The organism is Streptomyces sp. NPDC041122, assembly GCF_055592445.1.
The window spans coordinates 318967-335878 of the sequence record NZ_JBVIYQ010000002.1 but is presented as its reverse complement, the minus strand read 5'-3'; the positions used below and the strand labels follow the sequence as shown (position 1 = coordinate 335878).

At 73.2% G+C, this 16912-nt stretch carries 15 protein-coding genes and 1 pseudogene; 5 read left to right on the top strand and 11 right to left on the bottom strand.

What is annotated here, in order from left to right; translation table 11 throughout:
- Nucleotides 1-44: 44 nt before the first annotated feature.
- The gene (locus ACZ6B8_RS07790) at nt 45-1694 is read left to right on the top strand and encodes an AMP-binding protein (RefSeq protein WP_471606617.1); all 1650 of its coding nucleotides are present in this window, start codon (nt 45-47) and stop codon (nt 1692-1694) included.
- Between the two features lie 9 nt (nt 1695-1703).
- Complete coding sequence (locus tag ACZ6B8_RS07785) at nt 1704-2522, top strand: PaaX family transcriptional regulator (protein WP_471606616.1); 819 nt, start codon at nt 1704-1706, stop codon at nt 2520-2522.
- 36 nt (nt 2523-2558) lie between these two features.
- Here the strand turns inward: ACZ6B8_RS07785 and ACZ6B8_RS07780 are convergent, their stop codons facing one another.
- Nucleotides 2559-4874, bottom strand: coding sequence for a bifunctional salicylyl-CoA 5-hydroxylase/oxidoreductase (locus tag ACZ6B8_RS07780; RefSeq protein WP_471607169.1), 2316 nt, complete (start codon nt 4872-4874; stop codon nt 2559-2561).
- A gap of 5 nt (nt 4875-4879) precedes the next feature.
- A complete protein-coding gene (locus ACZ6B8_RS07775; protein ID WP_471077184.1) occupies nt 4880-5707 on the bottom strand; it encodes an enoyl-CoA hydratase family protein in 828 nt (275 codons plus the stop codon).
- A 243-nt stretch (nt 5708-5950) separates the two neighbouring features.
- Here ACZ6B8_RS07775 and ACZ6B8_RS07770 point away from each other — a divergent pair, with 243 nt between their 5' ends.
- Nucleotides 5951-6394, top strand: coding sequence for an ATP-binding protein (locus tag ACZ6B8_RS07770; RefSeq protein ID WP_471077181.1), 444 nt, complete (start codon nt 5951-5953; stop codon nt 6392-6394).
- Here ACZ6B8_RS07770 and ACZ6B8_RS07765 read toward each other — a convergent pair.
- From ACZ6B8_RS07765 to ACZ6B8_RS07745, 5 genes and pseudogenes are all read right to left on the bottom strand, one after another.
- Nucleotides 6360-7814: an amino acid permease gene (locus ACZ6B8_RS07765; protein ID WP_471606615.1), complete on the bottom strand. Its 1455-nt coding sequence runs from the start codon at nt 7812-7814 to the stop codon at nt 6360-6362. The two genes, ACZ6B8_RS07770 and ACZ6B8_RS07765, sit on opposite strands and share 35 nt — an antisense overlap.
- A 116-nt stretch (nt 7815-7930) precedes the next feature.
- A complete protein-coding gene (gene argF, locus ACZ6B8_RS07760) occupies nt 7931-8929 on the bottom strand; it encodes an ornithine carbamoyltransferase (RefSeq protein ID WP_471606614.1) in 999 nt (332 codons plus the stop codon).
- Nucleotides 8930-9100: 171 nt separating this feature from the next.
- On the bottom strand, nt 9101-10333 hold the full coding sequence (locus ACZ6B8_RS07755) for an arginine deiminase (protein WP_471077172.1): 1233 nt from the start codon (nt 10331-10333) through the stop codon (nt 9101-9103).
- Between the two features lie 65 nt (nt 10334-10398).
- Nucleotides 10399-11163, bottom strand: a pseudogene (locus tag ACZ6B8_RS07750) (polynucleotide kinase-phosphatase); the annotation flags it as partial.
- A gap of 466 nt (nt 11164-11629) precedes the next feature.
- On the bottom strand, nt 11630-12103 hold the full coding sequence (locus ACZ6B8_RS07745; RefSeq protein ID WP_471606613.1) for a hypothetical protein: 474 nt from the start codon (nt 12101-12103) through the stop codon (nt 11630-11632).
- Nucleotides 12104-12291: 188 nt separating this feature from the next.
- Here ACZ6B8_RS07745 and ACZ6B8_RS07740 point away from each other — a divergent pair, with 188 nt between their 5' ends.
- On the top strand, nt 12292-12630 hold the full coding sequence (locus ACZ6B8_RS07740) for a DUF6233 domain-containing protein (protein ID WP_471606612.1): 339 nt from the start codon (nt 12292-12294) through the stop codon (nt 12628-12630).
- A gap of 56 nt (nt 12631-12686) precedes the next feature.
- Here ACZ6B8_RS07740 and ACZ6B8_RS07735 read toward each other — a convergent pair whose 3' ends face one another.
- The 4 genes from ACZ6B8_RS07735 to ACZ6B8_RS07720 form a co-directional block, all read right to left on the bottom strand.
- Nucleotides 12687-13712, bottom strand: coding sequence for a SigB/SigF/SigG family RNA polymerase sigma factor (locus ACZ6B8_RS07735; protein WP_471077163.1), 1026 nt, complete (start codon nt 13710-13712; stop codon nt 12687-12689).
- A 152-nt stretch (nt 13713-13864) separates the two neighbouring features.
- Nucleotides 13865-14821 (bottom strand): VOC family protein, encoded by a 957-nt coding sequence (locus tag ACZ6B8_RS07730; RefSeq protein WP_471606611.1) that lies wholly within the window; start codon nt 14819-14821, stop codon nt 13865-13867.
- A gap of 112 nt (nt 14822-14933) precedes the next feature.
- A complete protein-coding gene (locus ACZ6B8_RS07725) occupies nt 14934-15164 on the bottom strand; it encodes a hypothetical protein (RefSeq protein WP_471606610.1) in 231 nt (76 codons plus the stop codon).
- Nucleotides 15161-15838, bottom strand: a complete 678-nt coding sequence (locus ACZ6B8_RS07720) for a DNA polymerase ligase N-terminal domain-containing protein (RefSeq protein ID WP_471606609.1) — start codon at nt 15836-15838, stop codon at nt 15161-15163. Before ACZ6B8_RS07720 ends, ACZ6B8_RS07725 begins: the two co-directional genes overlap by 4 nt.
- 354 nt (nt 15839-16192) lie before the next feature.
- On the opposite strand from ACZ6B8_RS07720, the gene ACZ6B8_RS07715 reads away from it, so the two are divergent.
- Entirely contained in the window at nt 16193-16879 is a 687-nt protein-coding gene (locus ACZ6B8_RS07715) for a response regulator transcription factor (protein ID WP_471077151.1), read from the top strand.
- Nucleotides 16880-16912: the final 33 nt, after the last annotated feature.

Here is a 16912-nt window from a genome sequence, read left to right as displayed (position 1 = left end):
GCCCACCACAGCGCCCGACCGGCAGGCAAGGGGGCAGAGCCGCCATGGACTCCACCGGCAACCCAGCGATGAGTGCGTCCGGCCACGTCGACACGTTCACCCGGGACCACCTCCCGCCGCGCGAACAGTGGCCCGTGCTGGTGCACGACCGCCCCGAGCTGCGCTACCCCGACCGCCTCAACTGCGGAGCCGAGCTCCTGGACCGCTCCCTGAGACGGTTCGGCGCCGAACGCCCCGCCTTCCACGCCGCCTCCGGCGAGACGTGGACGTACGAAGAGCTGCGGCGGCACGTCGACCGCGTCGCGCACGTGCTGAGCGACGAGCTCGGCGTGCGCCCCGGCGAGCGCGTCCTGCTGCGCGGGGCCACCACGCCGTGGCTCGCGGCCTGCTGGCTCGCCGTGATGAAGGCGGGCGCGGTCGCCGTCACCGTACTGGCCCAGCAGCGGGCGCAGGAGCTGGCCACCCTGTGCGAGATCGCCGAGGTGCGGCACGCGCTGTGCGACATCCGGGTGGTGGACGACCTGATCAAGGCCGGGGTGCCGGGGCTGAGCATCACCACGTACGGCGGCGGGGGCCCCGACGACCTGCTGGTGCGCGCCGCTCGCGGCCCCGACCGGTACGAGGCGGTGGACACGGCCGCCGACGACGTCGCGCTGATCGCGTTCACCTCCGGCACGACCGGCCGCCCCAAGGGCTGCATGCACTTCCACCGCGACGTGCTCGCCATCGCCGACACCTTCGCCCGGCACATCCTCAAGCCGGTGCCCGACGACGTGTTCGCGGGCAGCCCCCCGCTCGGCTTCACCTTCGGCCTCGGCGGCCTCGTCGTCTTCCCACTGCGCTTCGGCGCCTCCTCGGTCCTGCTCGAACAGGCCGGCCCCAAGCTCCTGTTGCCCGCCATCGCGCGCCACCGGATCTCGGTGCTCTTCACCGCGCCGACCGCGTACCGCACGATGCTCGACCAGCTCGACGGCCACGACGTCTCCTCGCTGCGCCGCTGCGTGTCGGCCGGCGAGAACCTGCCCGCGGCCACCTGGCGGGCCTGGCACGAGCGCACCGGCCACCGCGTCATCAACGGCATCGGCGCCACCGAGCTCCTGCACATCTTCGTCTCCGCGGCCGACGACGCGATCCGGCCCGGCACCACCGGGCGGGCCGTGCCGGGGTGGCAGGCGCGCGTGGTCGACGCGTCCGGCGCCCCGGTGCCGGACGGCGAGCCCGGGCTGCTCGCCGTGCGCGGCCCGGTGGGCTGCCGCTACCTCGCCGACGACCGCCAGCGGCAGTACGTACGGCACGGCTGGAACGTCACCGGCGACACCTACGTCCGGGACGCCGACGGCTACTTCCGCTATGTCTCGCGCGCGGACGACATGATCATCTCGGCCGGGTACAACATAGCGGGCGCCGAGGTGGAGGAGGCCCTGCTCCGCCACCCCGACGTCGCCGAGACGGCGGTCGTGGGCCGCCCCGACGCGCTGCGCGGCCAGGTGGCGGTGGCGTTCGTGGTGCCGCGCGCGGGGGCGGGGCGGGACGCGGAGCAGGCCGCGCGGCTGCGCGCGTTCGTCAAGGCGGAGCTCGTGCCGTACAAGTGCCCCCGCGAGATCGTCTTCCTGGACGCGCTGCCGAGGACGGCGACGGGGAAGCTGCAGCGGTTCCGGCTGCGCGCCGGGCAGCCGGACCGGCCGGAGCCGTAGAGTGATCACGTGTCCGAGCAGCACACTCCACGGTCCCTGATCGTCACCTTCTACGGCGCCTACGGGCGGGCCGCGCCCGGCCCGGTCCCGGTGGCCGAGCTGGTGCGCCTCCTCGCGCCGGTCGGGGTGGACGCCCCGTCGGTCCGCTCGTCGGTGTCCCGGCTGAAGCGGCGCGGACTCCTCGTGCCCGCGCGGACCGCGGCGGGCGCGGCGGGGTACGCGCTCTCGCCGGACGCCCGCCAGCTCCTGGAGGACGGCGACCGCCGCATCTACGGCACCGAGGCCGCGCGGGAGCGGGGCGGCTGGGTCCTCGCCGTCTTCTCCGTGCCCGAGTCGGAGCGCAACAAGCGGCACGTGCTGCGCTCACGCCTCGCGGGCCTCGGCTTCGGCACGGCGGCCCCGGGCGTCTGGATCGCCCCCGCCCACCTCTACGAGGAGACCCGGCACACCCTGGAGCGGCTGCACCTCTCCTCGTACGTCGACCTGTTCCGCGGCGAGCACCTGGGGTTCGCCGCGACGGCCGAGGCGGTGGCACGCTGGTGGGACCTGTCGTCCCTGGCCAAGCAGCACGAGGCGTTCCTGGACCGCCACGAACCGGTGCTGCGCTCCTGGGAGTCCCGTGCGGGCGAGCCCGCGCGCCCGGAGGAGGCCTACCGCGACTACCTCCTCGCGCTGGACTCCTGGCGCCAACTCCCCTACGCCGACCCGGGCCTGCCCGCGGAGCTGCTGCCCGCCGACTGGCCCGGCGCCCACTCCGCCGCGGTGTTCGCGGCGCTGGACGAGCGGCTGCGGGCGGCCGGCGCCCGGTTCGCGCACCCGGAGGCCTGACCGCCGCCGGGCGTCGGCCCCGGATGCCGGCCCGGCTCAACCGCCCAGCGTGAGCCGGGGTTTGGGCGCGTCCGTGCGTCCGGTCTGGGGGCGCCGGCTGCCCGCGCGGTACTGCCGCGGCCAGGTGACGCCCGGCCCCGTGTAGCCCTGTTCGGCGGCGGCGTGCAGGGTCCAGTGCGGGTCGTACAGGTGCGGGCGGGCCAGCGCGCACAGGTCCGCGCGTCCGGCGAGCAGCAGGGAGTTGACGTCGTCCCAGGAGGAGACGGCGCCGACCGTGATGACGGGGATGCCGGTCAGGTTGCGGATGCGGTCGGCGTACGGCGTCTGGTACGAGCGGCCGTACGCGGGGCGTTCGTCGGAGACCACCTGGCCCGTCGAGACGTCGATGGCGTCGGCGCCGTGGGCCGCGAAGGCGCGGGCGATCTCGACGGCGTCCTCGGCGGTGGTGCCGCCCTCGGCCCAGTCGGTGGCGGAGATGCGGACCGTCATGGGCTTGCCTGCCGGCCACACCTCCCGTACCGCGTCGAAGACTTCGAGGGGGTAGCGCAGCCGTCCCGGCAGGTCGCCGCCGTAGGCGTCCGTGCGCCGGTTGGTGAGCGGGGAGAGGAAGCCGGAGAGCAAGTAGCCGTGGGCGCAGTGCAGTTCGAGCAGGTCGAAGCCGGCCTGCTCGGCGCGTCGGGTGGCCGCGACGAACTGGTCGCGGATCGCGGTCAGTCCGGCGCGGGAGAGCTCGCGCGGGGTCTGGCCGCCCGGCTTGTACGGGAGCGGGGACGCGGCGTCCAGCGGCCAGTTGCCGTCGGGCAGCGGATCGTCGATGCCCTCCCACATCAGCTTGGTGGAGCCCTTGCGGCCCGAGTGGCCCAGTTGCAGGCCGAGAGCCGTGCCGGGCGCCTGGGCGTGCGCGAAGTCCGTGACGCGGCGCCAGGCCTCGGCCTGCGCGTCGGTGTAGAGCCCGGCGCAGCCCGGGGTGATGCGGCCGCGTTCACTGACGCAGACCATCTCGGTCATCACCAGTCCCGCCCCACCGAGCGCCCGTGCGCCGAGGTGGACCAGGTGGAAGTCGCCGGGGACGCCGTCGACGGCCGAGTACATGTCCATCGGGGAGACGACGACGCGGTTGCGCAGCGTCAGCTCGCGCAGGCGCAGGGGCGTGAACATCGGGGGCGTGCCGTCCGGGCAGCCGAACTCGCGCTCGACGGCGCGGGTGAAGCCCGCGTCGCGCAGCCGGAGGTTGTCGTGGGTGACGCGGCGGCTGCGGGTGAGCAGGTTGAACGCGAACTGCAGCGGCGGCTGACCGAGGTGGTCCGGCAGCCGCTCGAACCACTCCAGGCTGGCGCGGGCGGCGCGCTGGGTGGAGGCGACGACGGGGCGGCGCTCCTCCTCGTACGCGCGCAGCGCGGCCGGGACGTCCGGCTGCTCCTGAAGGCAGGCGGCGAGGGCCAGGGCGTCCTCGACGGCGAGCTTGGTGCCGGAGCCGATGGAGAAGTGCGCGGTGTGCGCCGCGTCACCGAGCAGGACCGTGTTGCCGTGCGACCAGCGGGAGTTGACGACGGTGCGGAAGTTGATCCAGGAGGACTTGTTGGAGCGCAGCGGGCGGCCGCCGAGCGCGTCCGCGAAGATCTTGGCACAGCGTTCGGTGGAACCCTGCTCGTCGAGGTCGGCGAAGCCCGCGGCCTCCCAGACCTCCTCGCGCATCTCGACGATGACGGTGGAGGCGCCGGTGCCGGCCGCCGAGAAGGGGTAGCCGTGCAGCTGCATCACGCCGTGCTCGGTCTCGGCGATCTCGAAGCGGAAGGCGTCGAAGGCGAAGTCGGCGGCGAGCCAGATGTAGCGGCAGCGGTGGGTGGTCAGGCTCGGCCCGAAGACGTCGGCGTGCGCCTCGCGGGTGAGGCTGTGCACGCCGTCCGCGGCGACGACCAGGTCGTACGAGGCGGCGAGCTCGGCGGCGGGCGGCGCCTCGGTGCGAAAGCGCAGCTCGACGCCGAGGCCGCGGCAGCGCCCGTGCAGGATCTCCAGGAGCCTGCGCCGGCCGAGGGCGGCGAAGCCGTGGCCGCCGGAGGTGTGGCGCCGGTCGCCGTGCACGATGTCGATGTCGTCCCAGCGCACGAACTCGGCCTGGAGTGCGGCGTAGACGGCCGGGTCGGCGTGTTCGATGCCGCCGAGGGTCTCGTCGGAGAGGACGACGCCGAAGCCGAAGGTGTCGTCGGGGGCGTTGCGCTCCCAGACGGTGACCTCGCGGGCCGGGTCGAGGCGCTTGAGCAGGGCGGCGGCGTAGAGGCCGCCGGGGCCGCCGCCGATGACGGCGATCCGGTGGGCCGGGGCGGGGCCCCCGGCGGGCGGCGCGGCGGTCATCGTCGTCACCGTCCCTGCCATTTCGGCGGGCGCTTCTCCGTGAACGCGGCGTGGAACTCGGCGTAGTCCGCGCCGTTCATGAGCAGTGCCTGGGTCGAGGCGTCGAGCTCGACGGAGGCGGCGAGCGGCATGTCCAGTTCGGCGGTGAGCAGCGCCTTGGTCTGGGCGTACGCGAGGGCGGGTCCGTCGGCGAGGCGGCGGGCGAGGCTCCGCGCGGCCTCGCCGGCCTTGCCCTCCTCGGTCAGCTCGCTGATGAGGCCGATCCGTTCGGCCTCGGGGGCGCGCACCGGCTCGCCCAGCATGAGCAGCCGGGTGGCGTGGCCGAGCCCGACGACGCGCGGCAGGAGGTAGGCGGCGCCCATGTCGCCGCCGGAGAGGCCCACCCGGGTGAAGAGGAAGGAGAACCGGGCGGAGGGGTCGGCGACGCGGAAGTCGGCGGCGAGCGCGAGCACCGCCCCGGCACCGGCGGCCACCCCGTGCACGGCGGCGATCACCGGGAAGGGGCACTCGCGGACGGCCCGCACGACCTGTCCGGTCATCCGGTTGAAGTCGAGGAGCTGGGCGGTGTCCATGGCGAGCGTGGCGCCGATGATCTCGTCGACGTCGCCGCCGGAGCAGAAGCCGCGCCCCTCGCCGCCCAGCACGAGCGCGCGCACGGACTTGTCGCGGGAGAGCTCGGCGAGCAGGTCGCGCAGGTCGGCGTAGGCGCCGAAGGTGAGCGCGTTGAGCTTGTCCGGGCGGGCCAGGGTGACCGTGGCGACCCCCGCGTCGACGGTGAGGCGCAGATGCCGCCAGTCGGGGGTGCGGGTCGCGGAGCCGGTGAAGGGACTCATGACGTGCGGCCTCCTCGGCCTGGGCGCTGGAGTTCGCTGGCGTGGACTGCCCCACGAAGTTATCACTGTTCCGTGACTGTCGTCAGGAGTACGCGATACACCTGCGGCACGGAAGTCCCGACATGGGTGTCGTGTCTCCCGCGCCGCCACAGAGGCGGACGTCCCGGACATGCCCGACCGTCGCCCCTGTCGACACGGCGCTTAAGATTCGTACGGTTGAAAGCAGGACCGCCGCCTGCTGCTGTGAACGGACCCGCCTTGTACGAACCTTCCTCCCCCGCCTCGTGGCGCATCGCGCTGCCGCACACCACGGCAGCCGTGCCCGTCGCGCGCGCGCTGGTCCGTACGGCCCTCACCGACATCGAGTTCTCCGCCGACTCCGACACCGCCGAGCTGCTCACCGCGGAACTGGTGGCCAACGCCGTCGAGCACACCGGCGGGCAGGAGCCCATAGAGCTGGTGATCGAGCTCCTGCCGACCGGCTGCCAGGTCGAGGTGCACGACTCCAACCCGCTGCCGCCCGGCGACCTCACCGACCCGTGCCCCGCCGAGCCGGACCCCTGGCAGGAGCACGGCCGCGGCCTGCTCCTGATCCGCACCCTCAGCTCCTCGTGCGGCCATCGCCCCACCGCCTCCGGCAAGGCCGTCTGGTTCACGCTTCCCGCGATGCCCCCGCACCGGCACTGACGGGGTCCTCGCCCCGCCCGAGCCGGGAGTGGCCGCGGCCGTAGAGCGCGTAGACCACGGCGCCCACCACGAGGAACACGGCGAACTGCAGCCACGTCGTCCACCCCGTGCCCCAGATCAGATACAGGCAGAAGCCCACGCCGAGGAGCGGGCTGACGGGGAAGAGGGGCACCCGGAAGGTGCGGCGCAGCTCCGGGCAGGAGCGGCGCAGCGCGATGACCGCGACGTTCACCACCGTCATGATCGCCAGCGTGCCGATGGTGGTGAGATTGACGACCACGTCGAGCGAGGAGAAGGCGGCGGGCACGGCGACGACCGCCGCGACGATCCAGGTGCCCGCGGCCGGGGTCGCGGTGCGCGGCGAGATCCTCTCGAAGACGCGCGGCATCAGGCCGTCCCGGGACATCGACATCAGGATGCGGGTCTGGCCGTACATCACGGCGAGCACCACGGAGGCGATGGCGACGACCGCGCCGAAGGCGATGATGCCGCCGCCGACGGTGGAGTCGGTCACCTGGTCGACGATGAGCGAGAGCGCGGCGGGCTTGTCGGCGACCGCGTCCGGGCCGAGCGCGCCGATCGCCGCGAGGGCCACGGCGACGTAGAGCAGCGTGACGACGCCGATGCAGATCAGGATCGCGAGCGGGATGTTGCGCCGCGGGTCGCGCACCTCTTCGCCCGCCGTGGTGACCGCGTCGAAGCCGATGAAGGAGAAGAAGGCCAGCGAGGCTCCGGCGGTGATGCCCGAGACGCCCGCGCCCGCGAACGGCGTGAGGTGGCCGTCCTCGAAGGCGGTGAACGCGATGGCCAGGAAGAACAGCAGGATGGCGATCTTCAGCACGGCCATGGCCGCCGTGGCGCCCGCGCTCTCCCGGATGCCGCGCACCAGGAGCACGGCGGCGAGCAGGATGACGAGGACGGCGGGCAGGTTCACCGCGCCGCCCTCCCCCGGCCCCGCGGAGAGCGCGGCGGGCAGCTCCCAGCCGGTGAGGCTGTGCAGCAGCTGGTTCAGGTACTGGCTCCAGCCGACCGCGACGGCGGAGACCGAGACGCCGTACTCCAGGAGCAGACACCAGCCGACGAGAAAGGCGGTCCGCTCGCCCAGGGAGGCGTACGCGAAGGAGTACGAGCTGCCGGAGACCGGGATCGCGCCGCCCAGCTCGGCGAACGAGAACGCGGTGAAGACGCAGGTCACGGCCGCGAGGACATAGGAGACCGCGACGGCCGGCCCGGCCTTCGCGACCGAGTCGGAGAGCCCGACGAAGATGCCGGTGCCGACGATCGCTCCGACGCCGAAGCAGACCAGCTGGAAGAGCCCCATGCTGCGCCGGAGGCCGTGGCCCTCCAGGTCGGCGCCCGACTCGGCGACGAGCCGGTCGGGGGACTTGATGCGAAGCCCGGAGGTGCGCGAAGGGCTCATGAGGTGGTTCTCGTTTCTGGTGGTGCTGGTGCGGCTGGGGGTGGGCCGCGTACCGGTGGGGCCGGATGTGGTGTTCCGGTCCCACCAGTCTGTGCCGGTGGAGCGGGTACGGCAGGTCAGGCGAGCGTGGCGACCAGGACCGCCTTGATGGTGTGCAGCCGGTTCTCCGCCTCGTCGAAGACGACGGAGTGCGCCGACTCGAAGACCTCGTCGGTGACCTCCAGGGAGTCCAGGCCGTATCTCGCGTGGATGTCCCGGGAGACCTGGGTGTCCAGGTCGTGGAAGGCGGGGAGGCAGTGCAGGAACTTCACGTCGGCGTTGCCGGTGGCGCGCAGCACGTCCATGGTCACCGCGTACGGCGCGAGGGCCGCTATCCGCTCGGCCCAGACCTCCTCCGGCTCCCCCATCGACACCCAGACGTCGGTGCCGACGAAGTCGGCGCCCCGGACGCCCTCGGCGATGTCCTCGGTGAGGGTGAGGCGGGCGCCGCTCGACTCGGCCAGCGCACGGGCGCGGGCGACGACCTCGTCGGCGGGCCAGTAGGCACGGGGCGCGACGATACGGACGTCCATGCCGAGCAGCGCCCCGGTGACCAGGTAGGAGTTGCCCATGTTGAAGCGGGCGTCCCCGAGGTAGGCGAAGGCGGTCTCGGGGAGCGGCTTGGTGGTGTGCTCGGTCATCGTGAGCACGTCGGCCAGCATCTGGGTGGGGTGCCAGTCATTGGTCAGGCCGTTGTAGACGGGCACGCCCGCGTGGGCCGCGAGTGTCTCGACCGTCTCCTGGGCGTCCCCGCGGAACTCGATGGCGTCGAACATCCGCCCGAGCACCCGGGCGGTGTCCTTGGGGGACTCCTTCTTGCCGATGTGCGAGCCGGACGGGTCGATGTACGTCGTGGAGGCGCCCTGGTCGGCGGCGGCCACCTCGAACGCGCAGCGGGTCCGCGTCGAGCTCTTCTCGAAGATCAGCGCGATGTTCCTGCCGCGCAGCCGCCGCGTCTCGGCCCCGGCCTTCTTGGCCGCCTTCAGCTCGGCGGCCAGCTCGACCAGGCCGCGGAACTCGTCGGCGGTGAAGTCCAGCTCCTTGAGGAAGTGGCGGCCGGTGAGGTCTGTGGCCATGAGGCGCTCCAGGGATGCGGAGGGGTGGGCGGGCAGGGGTCACCCCACGGGGTGACCTTGAAACTATATACGACCCTCCACATTTATATACAGACCCCCGGGCGCGGGCCGGTCCGCGTCCGCCTACCCGCCTACCCGCCTACCCGCCTACCCGCCTACCCGCCTACCCGCCTACCCGCCGGCCACCGCGTCCCGCTGCACCGGGCAGCTCATGCACCGCGGACCGCCCCGGCCCCGCCCCAGCTCGCTCCCCAGGATCTCGATCACCTCGATGCCCTGCTTGCGCAGGAAGGTGTTGGTGGTGGAGTTGCGCTCGTACGCGACGACGACGCCGGGCTCGACCGCCAGGACGTTGCACCCGTCGTCCCACTGCTCGCGCTCGGCGGCGTGCACGTCCTGGGTGGCCGTGAGCACCCGGATCGCGTCGAGGCCGAGCGCGGCGGCGATGGCCCGGTGCATGTTCTCCGGCGGATGGTCGGTGACCTTCAACTCCCGGTCACCGACGCCCGGTTCGATGGTGTACGAGCGGAGCATGCCGAGGCCCGCGTACTGCGTGAAGGTGTCGCCGTCGACCATCGTCATGACCGTGTCCAGATGCATGAAGGCACGGCGCTTGGGCATGTCGAGGGCCACGATCGTCTGCGCCGAGCCCGCCGCGAACAGCTTGTGCGCGAGCATCTCCACGGCCTGCGGAGTGGTGCGCTCGCTCATCCCGATGAGCACCGCGCCCTTGCCGATCACCAGGACGTCGCCGCCCTCGATGGTCGAGGGGTAGTCCGCCTGGCCCTGGGACCAGACGTTGAAGTCCTCGTCCCGGAAGAGCGGGTGGTGGCGGTAGATCGCCTCGAAGTGCACGGTCTCGCGCTGCCTGGCCGGCCAGCGCATCGCGTTGATGGAGACCCCGTCGTAGATCCAGGCGGAGGTGTCCCGGGTGAAGAGGTGGTTGGGCAGCGGGCCGAGCAGGAAGTCGTCCAGGTCCATGCAGTGGAAGCGCACGGACGTCGGCTCGGGGTGCGCCGCCAGGAACTCCCGCTTGGTCATGCCGCCCACCAGCGCCTCGGCGAGCTCCACCGACGGCATGGTCTCGAACGCGGCCCGCAGGTGGTCGGTGGCGAGCGGCCCGTACTCCTTCTCGTCGAAGACGCGGTCCAGGACGAGGAGGCGGGCCGCGGGCACGTCCAGAGTTTCGGTCAGCAGGTCCCCGAAGAGGTGGACCGCCACCCCGCGGTCGCGCAGCACGTCCGCGAACCCGTCGTGCTCCTGACGGGCCCTGCGCACCCACAGGACGTCGTCGAAGAGCAGGGCGTTCTTGTTGCTCGGAGTCAGCCGCTTGAGCTCCAGATCGGGGCGGTGCAGTATGACGCGGCGCAGCCGCCCGGCCTCGGAGTCGACATGGAATCCCATGGAGTCCATCTTTCCCCGGCCGGACGGCCGACGCCCGTCATTGCGGGCAATGGCCCGACGGGTCGGAGCCGCGGGTCCACCGGCTCCGACTCCGACTCCAGGGTGGCGAGGACGGCGAGGACCGCCTCGTGCACGCGCCGCAGCGGCTCGCCGTCCGCGAGCCGGTCCAGCGCCTCCAGGCCGAGCGCGGACTCGCGGACGGCGAGCGAGCCCTTGTGGCCGAGGGAGCGCTCGCGCAGCCGCGCCAGGTTCTCCGGTCGCGTGTACTCCGGGCCGTAGACGATCCGCAGGCACTCGCGGCCCCGGCACTTGATGCCCGGCTTGATGCCCGGCTGGACGAACCGCCCCTGCCCGTTTCCGACCAGCGCCCCGACCGGCTTGACGACCATGCCCTCACCGCCGCGTCCGGTCATCTCCGGTCACCCGTCGGTGCCGGCCCGCACGGACGACTCGTCGCCGGTGCCCACGTACAGGCGGCGGGTGGTCTGCAGCAGGTCGCGGGCCTGGCCGCCGTCGTGCTCCACCATGCGGTCGATCAGGGCCAGTTGCCGCTCGTGCGGCAGGCCGGCGAGGCTGCGGCCCTGGACGGCCAGGATCTGGAACGGCGCGAGCCGCACGCCCTCCAGGCCGTCGGTGGGCCGGCAGCGGCGGCGGTAGGCCTCGGTGAACGCGGCGGCGTCCGCGGCCCGGCCGCGCTGCCCGCGCAGCGGGTCACCGGCGGCGTACTGGGTGCGGAGCAGCCCGGAGGCCTTCAGCGACCATGGCATCAGCTCCGCGTCGAGCAGCAGCCAGTCCGTGGCCGGCTCCTCCCACAGCCCCGCCTCGGTGACCACGGCGGCCGACTCGATCTCCTCGACGCCCGGCAGGCCGTGCACCTTCCGGAACCCCTCGCGCTCCAAGTGGCGCAGTGAGCGGCGCAGTTCGCGCCGGTGGCGCTGGATGACGCGGCGCGGGACCCAGCCCGGTCCGCGCGCGCCGCGTTGTGCTCGGCGCACACCTCCTCGGGCACGTCGAGCACGATGGCGATGGGCAGCACGTCGTGCGCCCTGGCCGGCCCGATCAGCCGCTTGCGGCGCGCTGCCGACCGTCGCCGCGTTCGCCGCCCAGCGCCACGTCCCGTCCACCGTGCCGCACAGCACGCCGTGCGAGGAGATCCAGCCCGCCGCCGACATCACCGACCGGCCGGTGACCGCGCAGGCTGTCCTTTGAGAGGTGATCTTGACCGATTGACAAGCGATCTCGACCAGCCAATGTGACCGCCGCTCCGGCCAAGACGTCCCCGGCGAGGTCGGTGTGTTAGGTCCTGCTCGGCACTACACGCACGTTGTCGAGGTGCAGGCGCCGCGCGCCGTCGACCGGGCATAGCAGTCCGACCGACAGGCGGCTGACCTGGCCGTCCGCGGCAAGGGCGTATGCGGCCGCCGCCTGGAACACGTCGTGCCCGTTTGGACACGTGTTGTCGGCCGACGTACGCAAGGTTTTGCCCAGCCCGGGGAGTGAAGGAGCGGATATCGCGAGCTCCCAGGTGGATCCGCCTGCGCAGACAACTCCGTCCGCGATGCCGAGGGGCAGGCAACAGCCCACACAGAAGCACTCGTCCGCGGCCACTTCGAACTGGTCCCAGTCGCACCACCGGCAGACGAGCGGCGTGATCACGATCCGCCCGTGCTGCTCCGGGACAGCAGCCTGGCGCAGCAGTGACAGCAAGTCGCCGCCCCCCGTCAGCGCCTCGCCCGCCACTCCGGCATCCCACGCGTCTCTTCCTGTCACGGTCGGGATCCTTGCACGGCCCGGGATGGGGCAATCCTGCGGGCCCCGCCTCCACCATGACCGGTCAAGATCAAGTGACAGAAACCCGGCGACCGTCAAGATCCCTTGGCAAACGGTCGAGCTCTCATGTCAAGGGAGACCGGCGCTCGCCCCGCGCGATCACGGACCGGACGACTAGACTCGAACATGTGAACGAACCGCGTCCGCCGACCCGTCTCGACCTGCTGCGCTTCCTGGAGCGCGTGCAGCTCGGCGACCTGGAGCGCACGCGCGGCTGGATCGCCGCCGAGGAGCGGCGCGAGGCCGAACGGCTGCGCGGCGCACAGGCCAGGCCGCCCGTCCCCGACTGGGTGATCGAGCAGGGCCTCGGCGGCCGTGCCCCGGTGTACGTGCACGTCGGCGGCTGTCACATGGCCGGCAAACGCTGGCGCGGCGTCGCCCGCGAGCAGGCGCGCCGCGCCCTGGCCGAGAACGTCGACCCGTGCCCGCACTGCCGCCCCGACACCGAGCTGGGCGTACTGGACTGACGGCACGGGAGCGCACCGCGCGGCCGTCCGGGCGCGACGCCACCGATTACCCGCCGCTACTCGCGCGTCAGCATCCCCGCCCGCAGCCGCGCCAGCGTACGGGCGAGCAGCCGGGAGACGTGCATCTGCGAGATGCCGAGGACGAGGCCGATGTCGGCCTGCGTCATCTCCTGACCGAAGCGGAGCTCGATGATGCGGCGCTCCCGTTCGTCCAGCTCCGCGAGGAGCGGTGCCAGGGAGTGGAGCTGTTCGACGACCTCGATGGCGGGGTCCACATCGCCCATCACCTCGGCCAGCGAACGCCCGCTCCGGTGCGCCTCGCCGTCGCCGCCCGCCTCGTGCGGGGCGTCCAGGGAGCCCGCCGCGTAGCCGTTGGCGGCCACGATCCCCTCCAGGACCTGCTCCTCGCTCACCTTCAGATCGGCCGCGAGCTCCTTGACCGTGGGCTCGCGGCCGAGCACGGAGGAGAGCCGCTCCTGGGCCCTGGCCAGTTCGGTGCGGAGTTCCTGGAGTCGGCGCGGGACGTGCACGGCCCAGCTGGTGTCGCGGAAGTACCGCTTGATCTCACCGAGGATGCAGGGGACGGCGAACGAGACGAACTCGAAGCCGCGATTCATGTCGAACCGGTCGATCGCCTTGATCAGCCCCACGGTCCCCACCTGGACGATGTCCTCCAGCTGGCCGTTGCCGCGGTTGCGGAAGCGGCCCGCCACGTAGTGCACCAGGGAGAGGTTCATCTCGATGAGGGTGTCGCGCGTGTACATGTGCTCCGGCGACCCCTCCTCCAGCGTCCGGAGCTGCTCGAAGAACAGCTTCGACAGCTCCCGGGCGTCCTTCGGCGCGACCTGGTCCGCCGCGATCCGCGGCAGCGTGCCGGCTCCGTCCGGCGGTGTGCCGGACCCCTTCCGCGACGCCCCCACCGCCTCGCCGGGCGGAAACGCCACGACCTCGCCGCGCAGGAACTCGACGGCCTCGGCACGCCGGGGCGCGACCATCTCGTTCCGCGGGAGGCCGACGGTCTCGGCGCGCGTCCCCTCGTTCGGCTCAGCGGCCTCGTCCACGCCGACTGCCCGAAGAAACATCGTCCAACCCCTCTTAGTGTGTGCGTCTCTCTGCGTCTCGCCGCGCCTTCGCGTCGACGCGTGCTGTCCGTCCGAGTCGCGCCGCGCGTCCGGCTCGCGCCGTGCGCCGGGTACTCGTACGCGCCGTGCTCCTCGGTGCCCGGCCCGCCCTTTCAGGTGGCGACGACCGTGAAGGGGATGCCTTCGCGGTCGCCCAGCACGGCCTCCCGGCGGGAGGGCGGTCCGCTCGGCGGCGCGATCACCCGGCCGCCCCGGTCGAGGGCCGCGGCGGCGGCCGCGTCGACGTCGGCCACCCGGAAGGCCGGGTGCCAGCGGTGGCGACCCGCGGAGCCCGGCGCCGGCCCGCCCCGCAGGGCGGCGACCCGGTGCCGGCCGTCGAGGACCGCTATCCGGTCGTCGACGTACTCCACGTCGCAGCCGGCCTCCGGGTCGCCGGCCCAGCCCAGGACGCCCCCGTAGAAGAGGGCCGCCGCGAAGATGTCCCCGGTGTGCAGTTCGAGCCGGGCCGTCGGGCCCTGTCCCACGCTCCAGCGCAGATCGGGGGCCTTCTGGCGGACGCCGAACACCGCGTCCTCCGGGCCCGCCACCACGGCGACCCGGCCGGCTCCGGTGGTCAGCGGCCCGACCGCCACGGTGGCGCCGCGTTCGCGGAGCCGGGCGACGGCGGTGTCCACGTCGCGCACGAGGAAGTACGGCATCCAGCTCGCGTAACCGCCCAGGTCACCGGTGGTCTCGCTGAGGGTCCCCACCGGCGCCCCGCCCTTCAGCGCCAGCGAGCGGGCCCGGCCCGCCGAGCCGAGCAGCGGCACGTGGCACCAGCCGAGGACCCGGCCGTAGAACTCCTCGGCGGCCCGGATGTCACGGGTGACCAGGCTCAGCCAGCAGGGCGCGCCCGGCGTCCGGCCCGCGCCGCCCGGTGGCGGGGCGTCCGCGCTGCCGGGGGCCGCGGGCCCGCGTTCGCCGGGCGGGACCAGGCGCAGCGCCCTGGTCTTCCAGAACCTCCTGCGCAGGGCCCGCGGGCGCCGCACCGCCTGCTGCCCCGCCGTCGGCGCGTGGGGCGCCGCCTCCTCCCGCCGTGCCGTCCGCTCCCGTTCGTTGCCCACACTCATGTCCCGTGGCACAGCCTTCTCCCTCATCCGGTTCCGGGCGTCAGCCGTGTGGTTCCGCAGAAGGAACCCCCCATACCGGGACCTTCCGCACTCACCTGAGGGACAAAGGTCCTCAGGTGGGCCGGGGCCGTCGTCCGGAGCGGGAGCGGAGGGTGACCCGGCCGTTCTCGCGGACGGCGAGCACCCGGATGCCGTCGGGCTTCCGCTCGATCCAGCCCGCGGGGAAGTCACGCCGGTCGCTGAGTCTCGCCGGCATGGGTGCGGCGGCGAGCTCGACGCCGGGCGCCGCGTCGCGCAGCCGCCCGGCCGCCTCGGCCGTCAGCGTGTCGAGGCGGCTCGTCACCCCTTCCCACCGGCGCCGGGCTCCCATCCGGGGGCGTCCGGGGCCTCGGCGACCTGGCGCAGGGTGCGGCCGCTGCGGGCGGAGCGGGCCCGCCGCGGGTCGGGGGTGCCGCCGCTCTTGGCGCCCGCGGACCCGGCCCGCACGAGCAGCCAGGTCGGCTTGGCGGAGCCGCCGTCCTGCTCCTCGCGGCCGTGGAACCGGGTGAGCGCGTACGGGCCGCGCAGTTTCTCGCCGTGCAGGTCGAAGGTGGCGTGGCCGTGCTCCAGGGCCTCGCCGAACGGTACGGGCCGCTGCTGCTTGTCGTGGCTGGTCGGGGTGTAGGTGCCGCGGTCCCAGACGATGACGGTGCCGCCGCCGTACTCGCCCTCGGGGATCACCCCTTCGAAGTCCCGGTAGTCCATGGGGTGGTCCTCGGTGGGGATGGCGAGCCGCTTGTCGTGCGGGTCGGTGGACGGGCCCTTGGGGACCGACCAGGACTTGAGCACGCCGTCGACCTCCAGCCGGAAGTCGAAGTGCAGGGTGCTCGCGTCATGGATCTGCACCACGAAGACGGGTTCGTCGTCCCGCCCGGCGCGCTCGCCGCCGGGCTCGTCGCCGCGGTCGCCGCTCGGCTCCCGCGTGCGGTCGAAGTGCCGCTTCCCCCGGTAGGTCCGCAGTCGGTCCTTCTCGCTCACGGAGGCTCCTTTCCATCGGGTCACCGATCCGCCCGCGCTGGTACCCCTGGCCCGCCTCCGCCACGCATCACCAGGTCACGGGCGTGCGCAGGCGGGCATGCGCCCTGGAAGCGACGGTACGGGAGAGCGGCGGAGTCGGCACGGCGCCCGTGCGGGGGCCCATCGGCCGCCGGGCGACGGGCTCCTGTCCGCCGGGGAGGAGTGAGCGGCGCCCTTCCGGGGTACCTTCGAAAGCGACCGCGAGACGACCGGGACGTGCCGGTAAACGTCCGCGTTGATTCGTCGGCAATCGTTTGTTGATCGGTTCTGGTCACCCTGCCCCTGTCGCTATTCGGGGGAAGACAGGGAACTTCAGTGTCCGATACACGCATATCGGTGGCCGTGCACGCCGCCGACCCCCTCAGCCGGGCCGGAGTGATCAGTCATCTCCGGCACGAACCGACCGTCGAACTGGTGGACAGGGCCGGAGACGGCCCGCCGGCCCCCGAACCGGCCCGCTCCCCCGCGTCCGCACCGGACCGGGTCGCCGTCATGCTCGTGGACCGGCTCGACGACACGGCGGGCGCCGAGCTGCGGCGCCTGACCCGCTCCACCGAACAGCGCGTCGTCCTCATCGCGAGCGAACTGCGCGAGCCCGAACTCCTCTCGGTCGTCGAGTACGGCGTGCGCGCCATCCTCTGGCGGCACCAGGCGACCCCGCAGAAGCTGCTGCGCGCCGTGCACAGCGCGGCGCGCGGCGAGGGCGAGCTGCCGCCCGACCTCATCAACCGGCTCATGACCCAGCTGGGCCGCCTGCGGCTCTCCGCGCTCGACGGCCCGCCCTCCGGCGCCGGGACCCTCGTGCCCACCCTGGGCATGGCACCCCGCGAGGTGGACGTGGTGCGGCTGATCGCGGAGGGTCTGGACACCAAGCAGATCTCGGAGAAGCTCGCCTACTCCGAACGCACCGTCAAGAACGTCCTGCACGCGCTGATGACGCGCCTGCAGCTGCAGAACCGCGCGCATGCCGTCGCGTACGCGCTGCGGGAGGGATACATCTGATGCGACCGAACCAGCCTCCTCACCGCGCCCCCC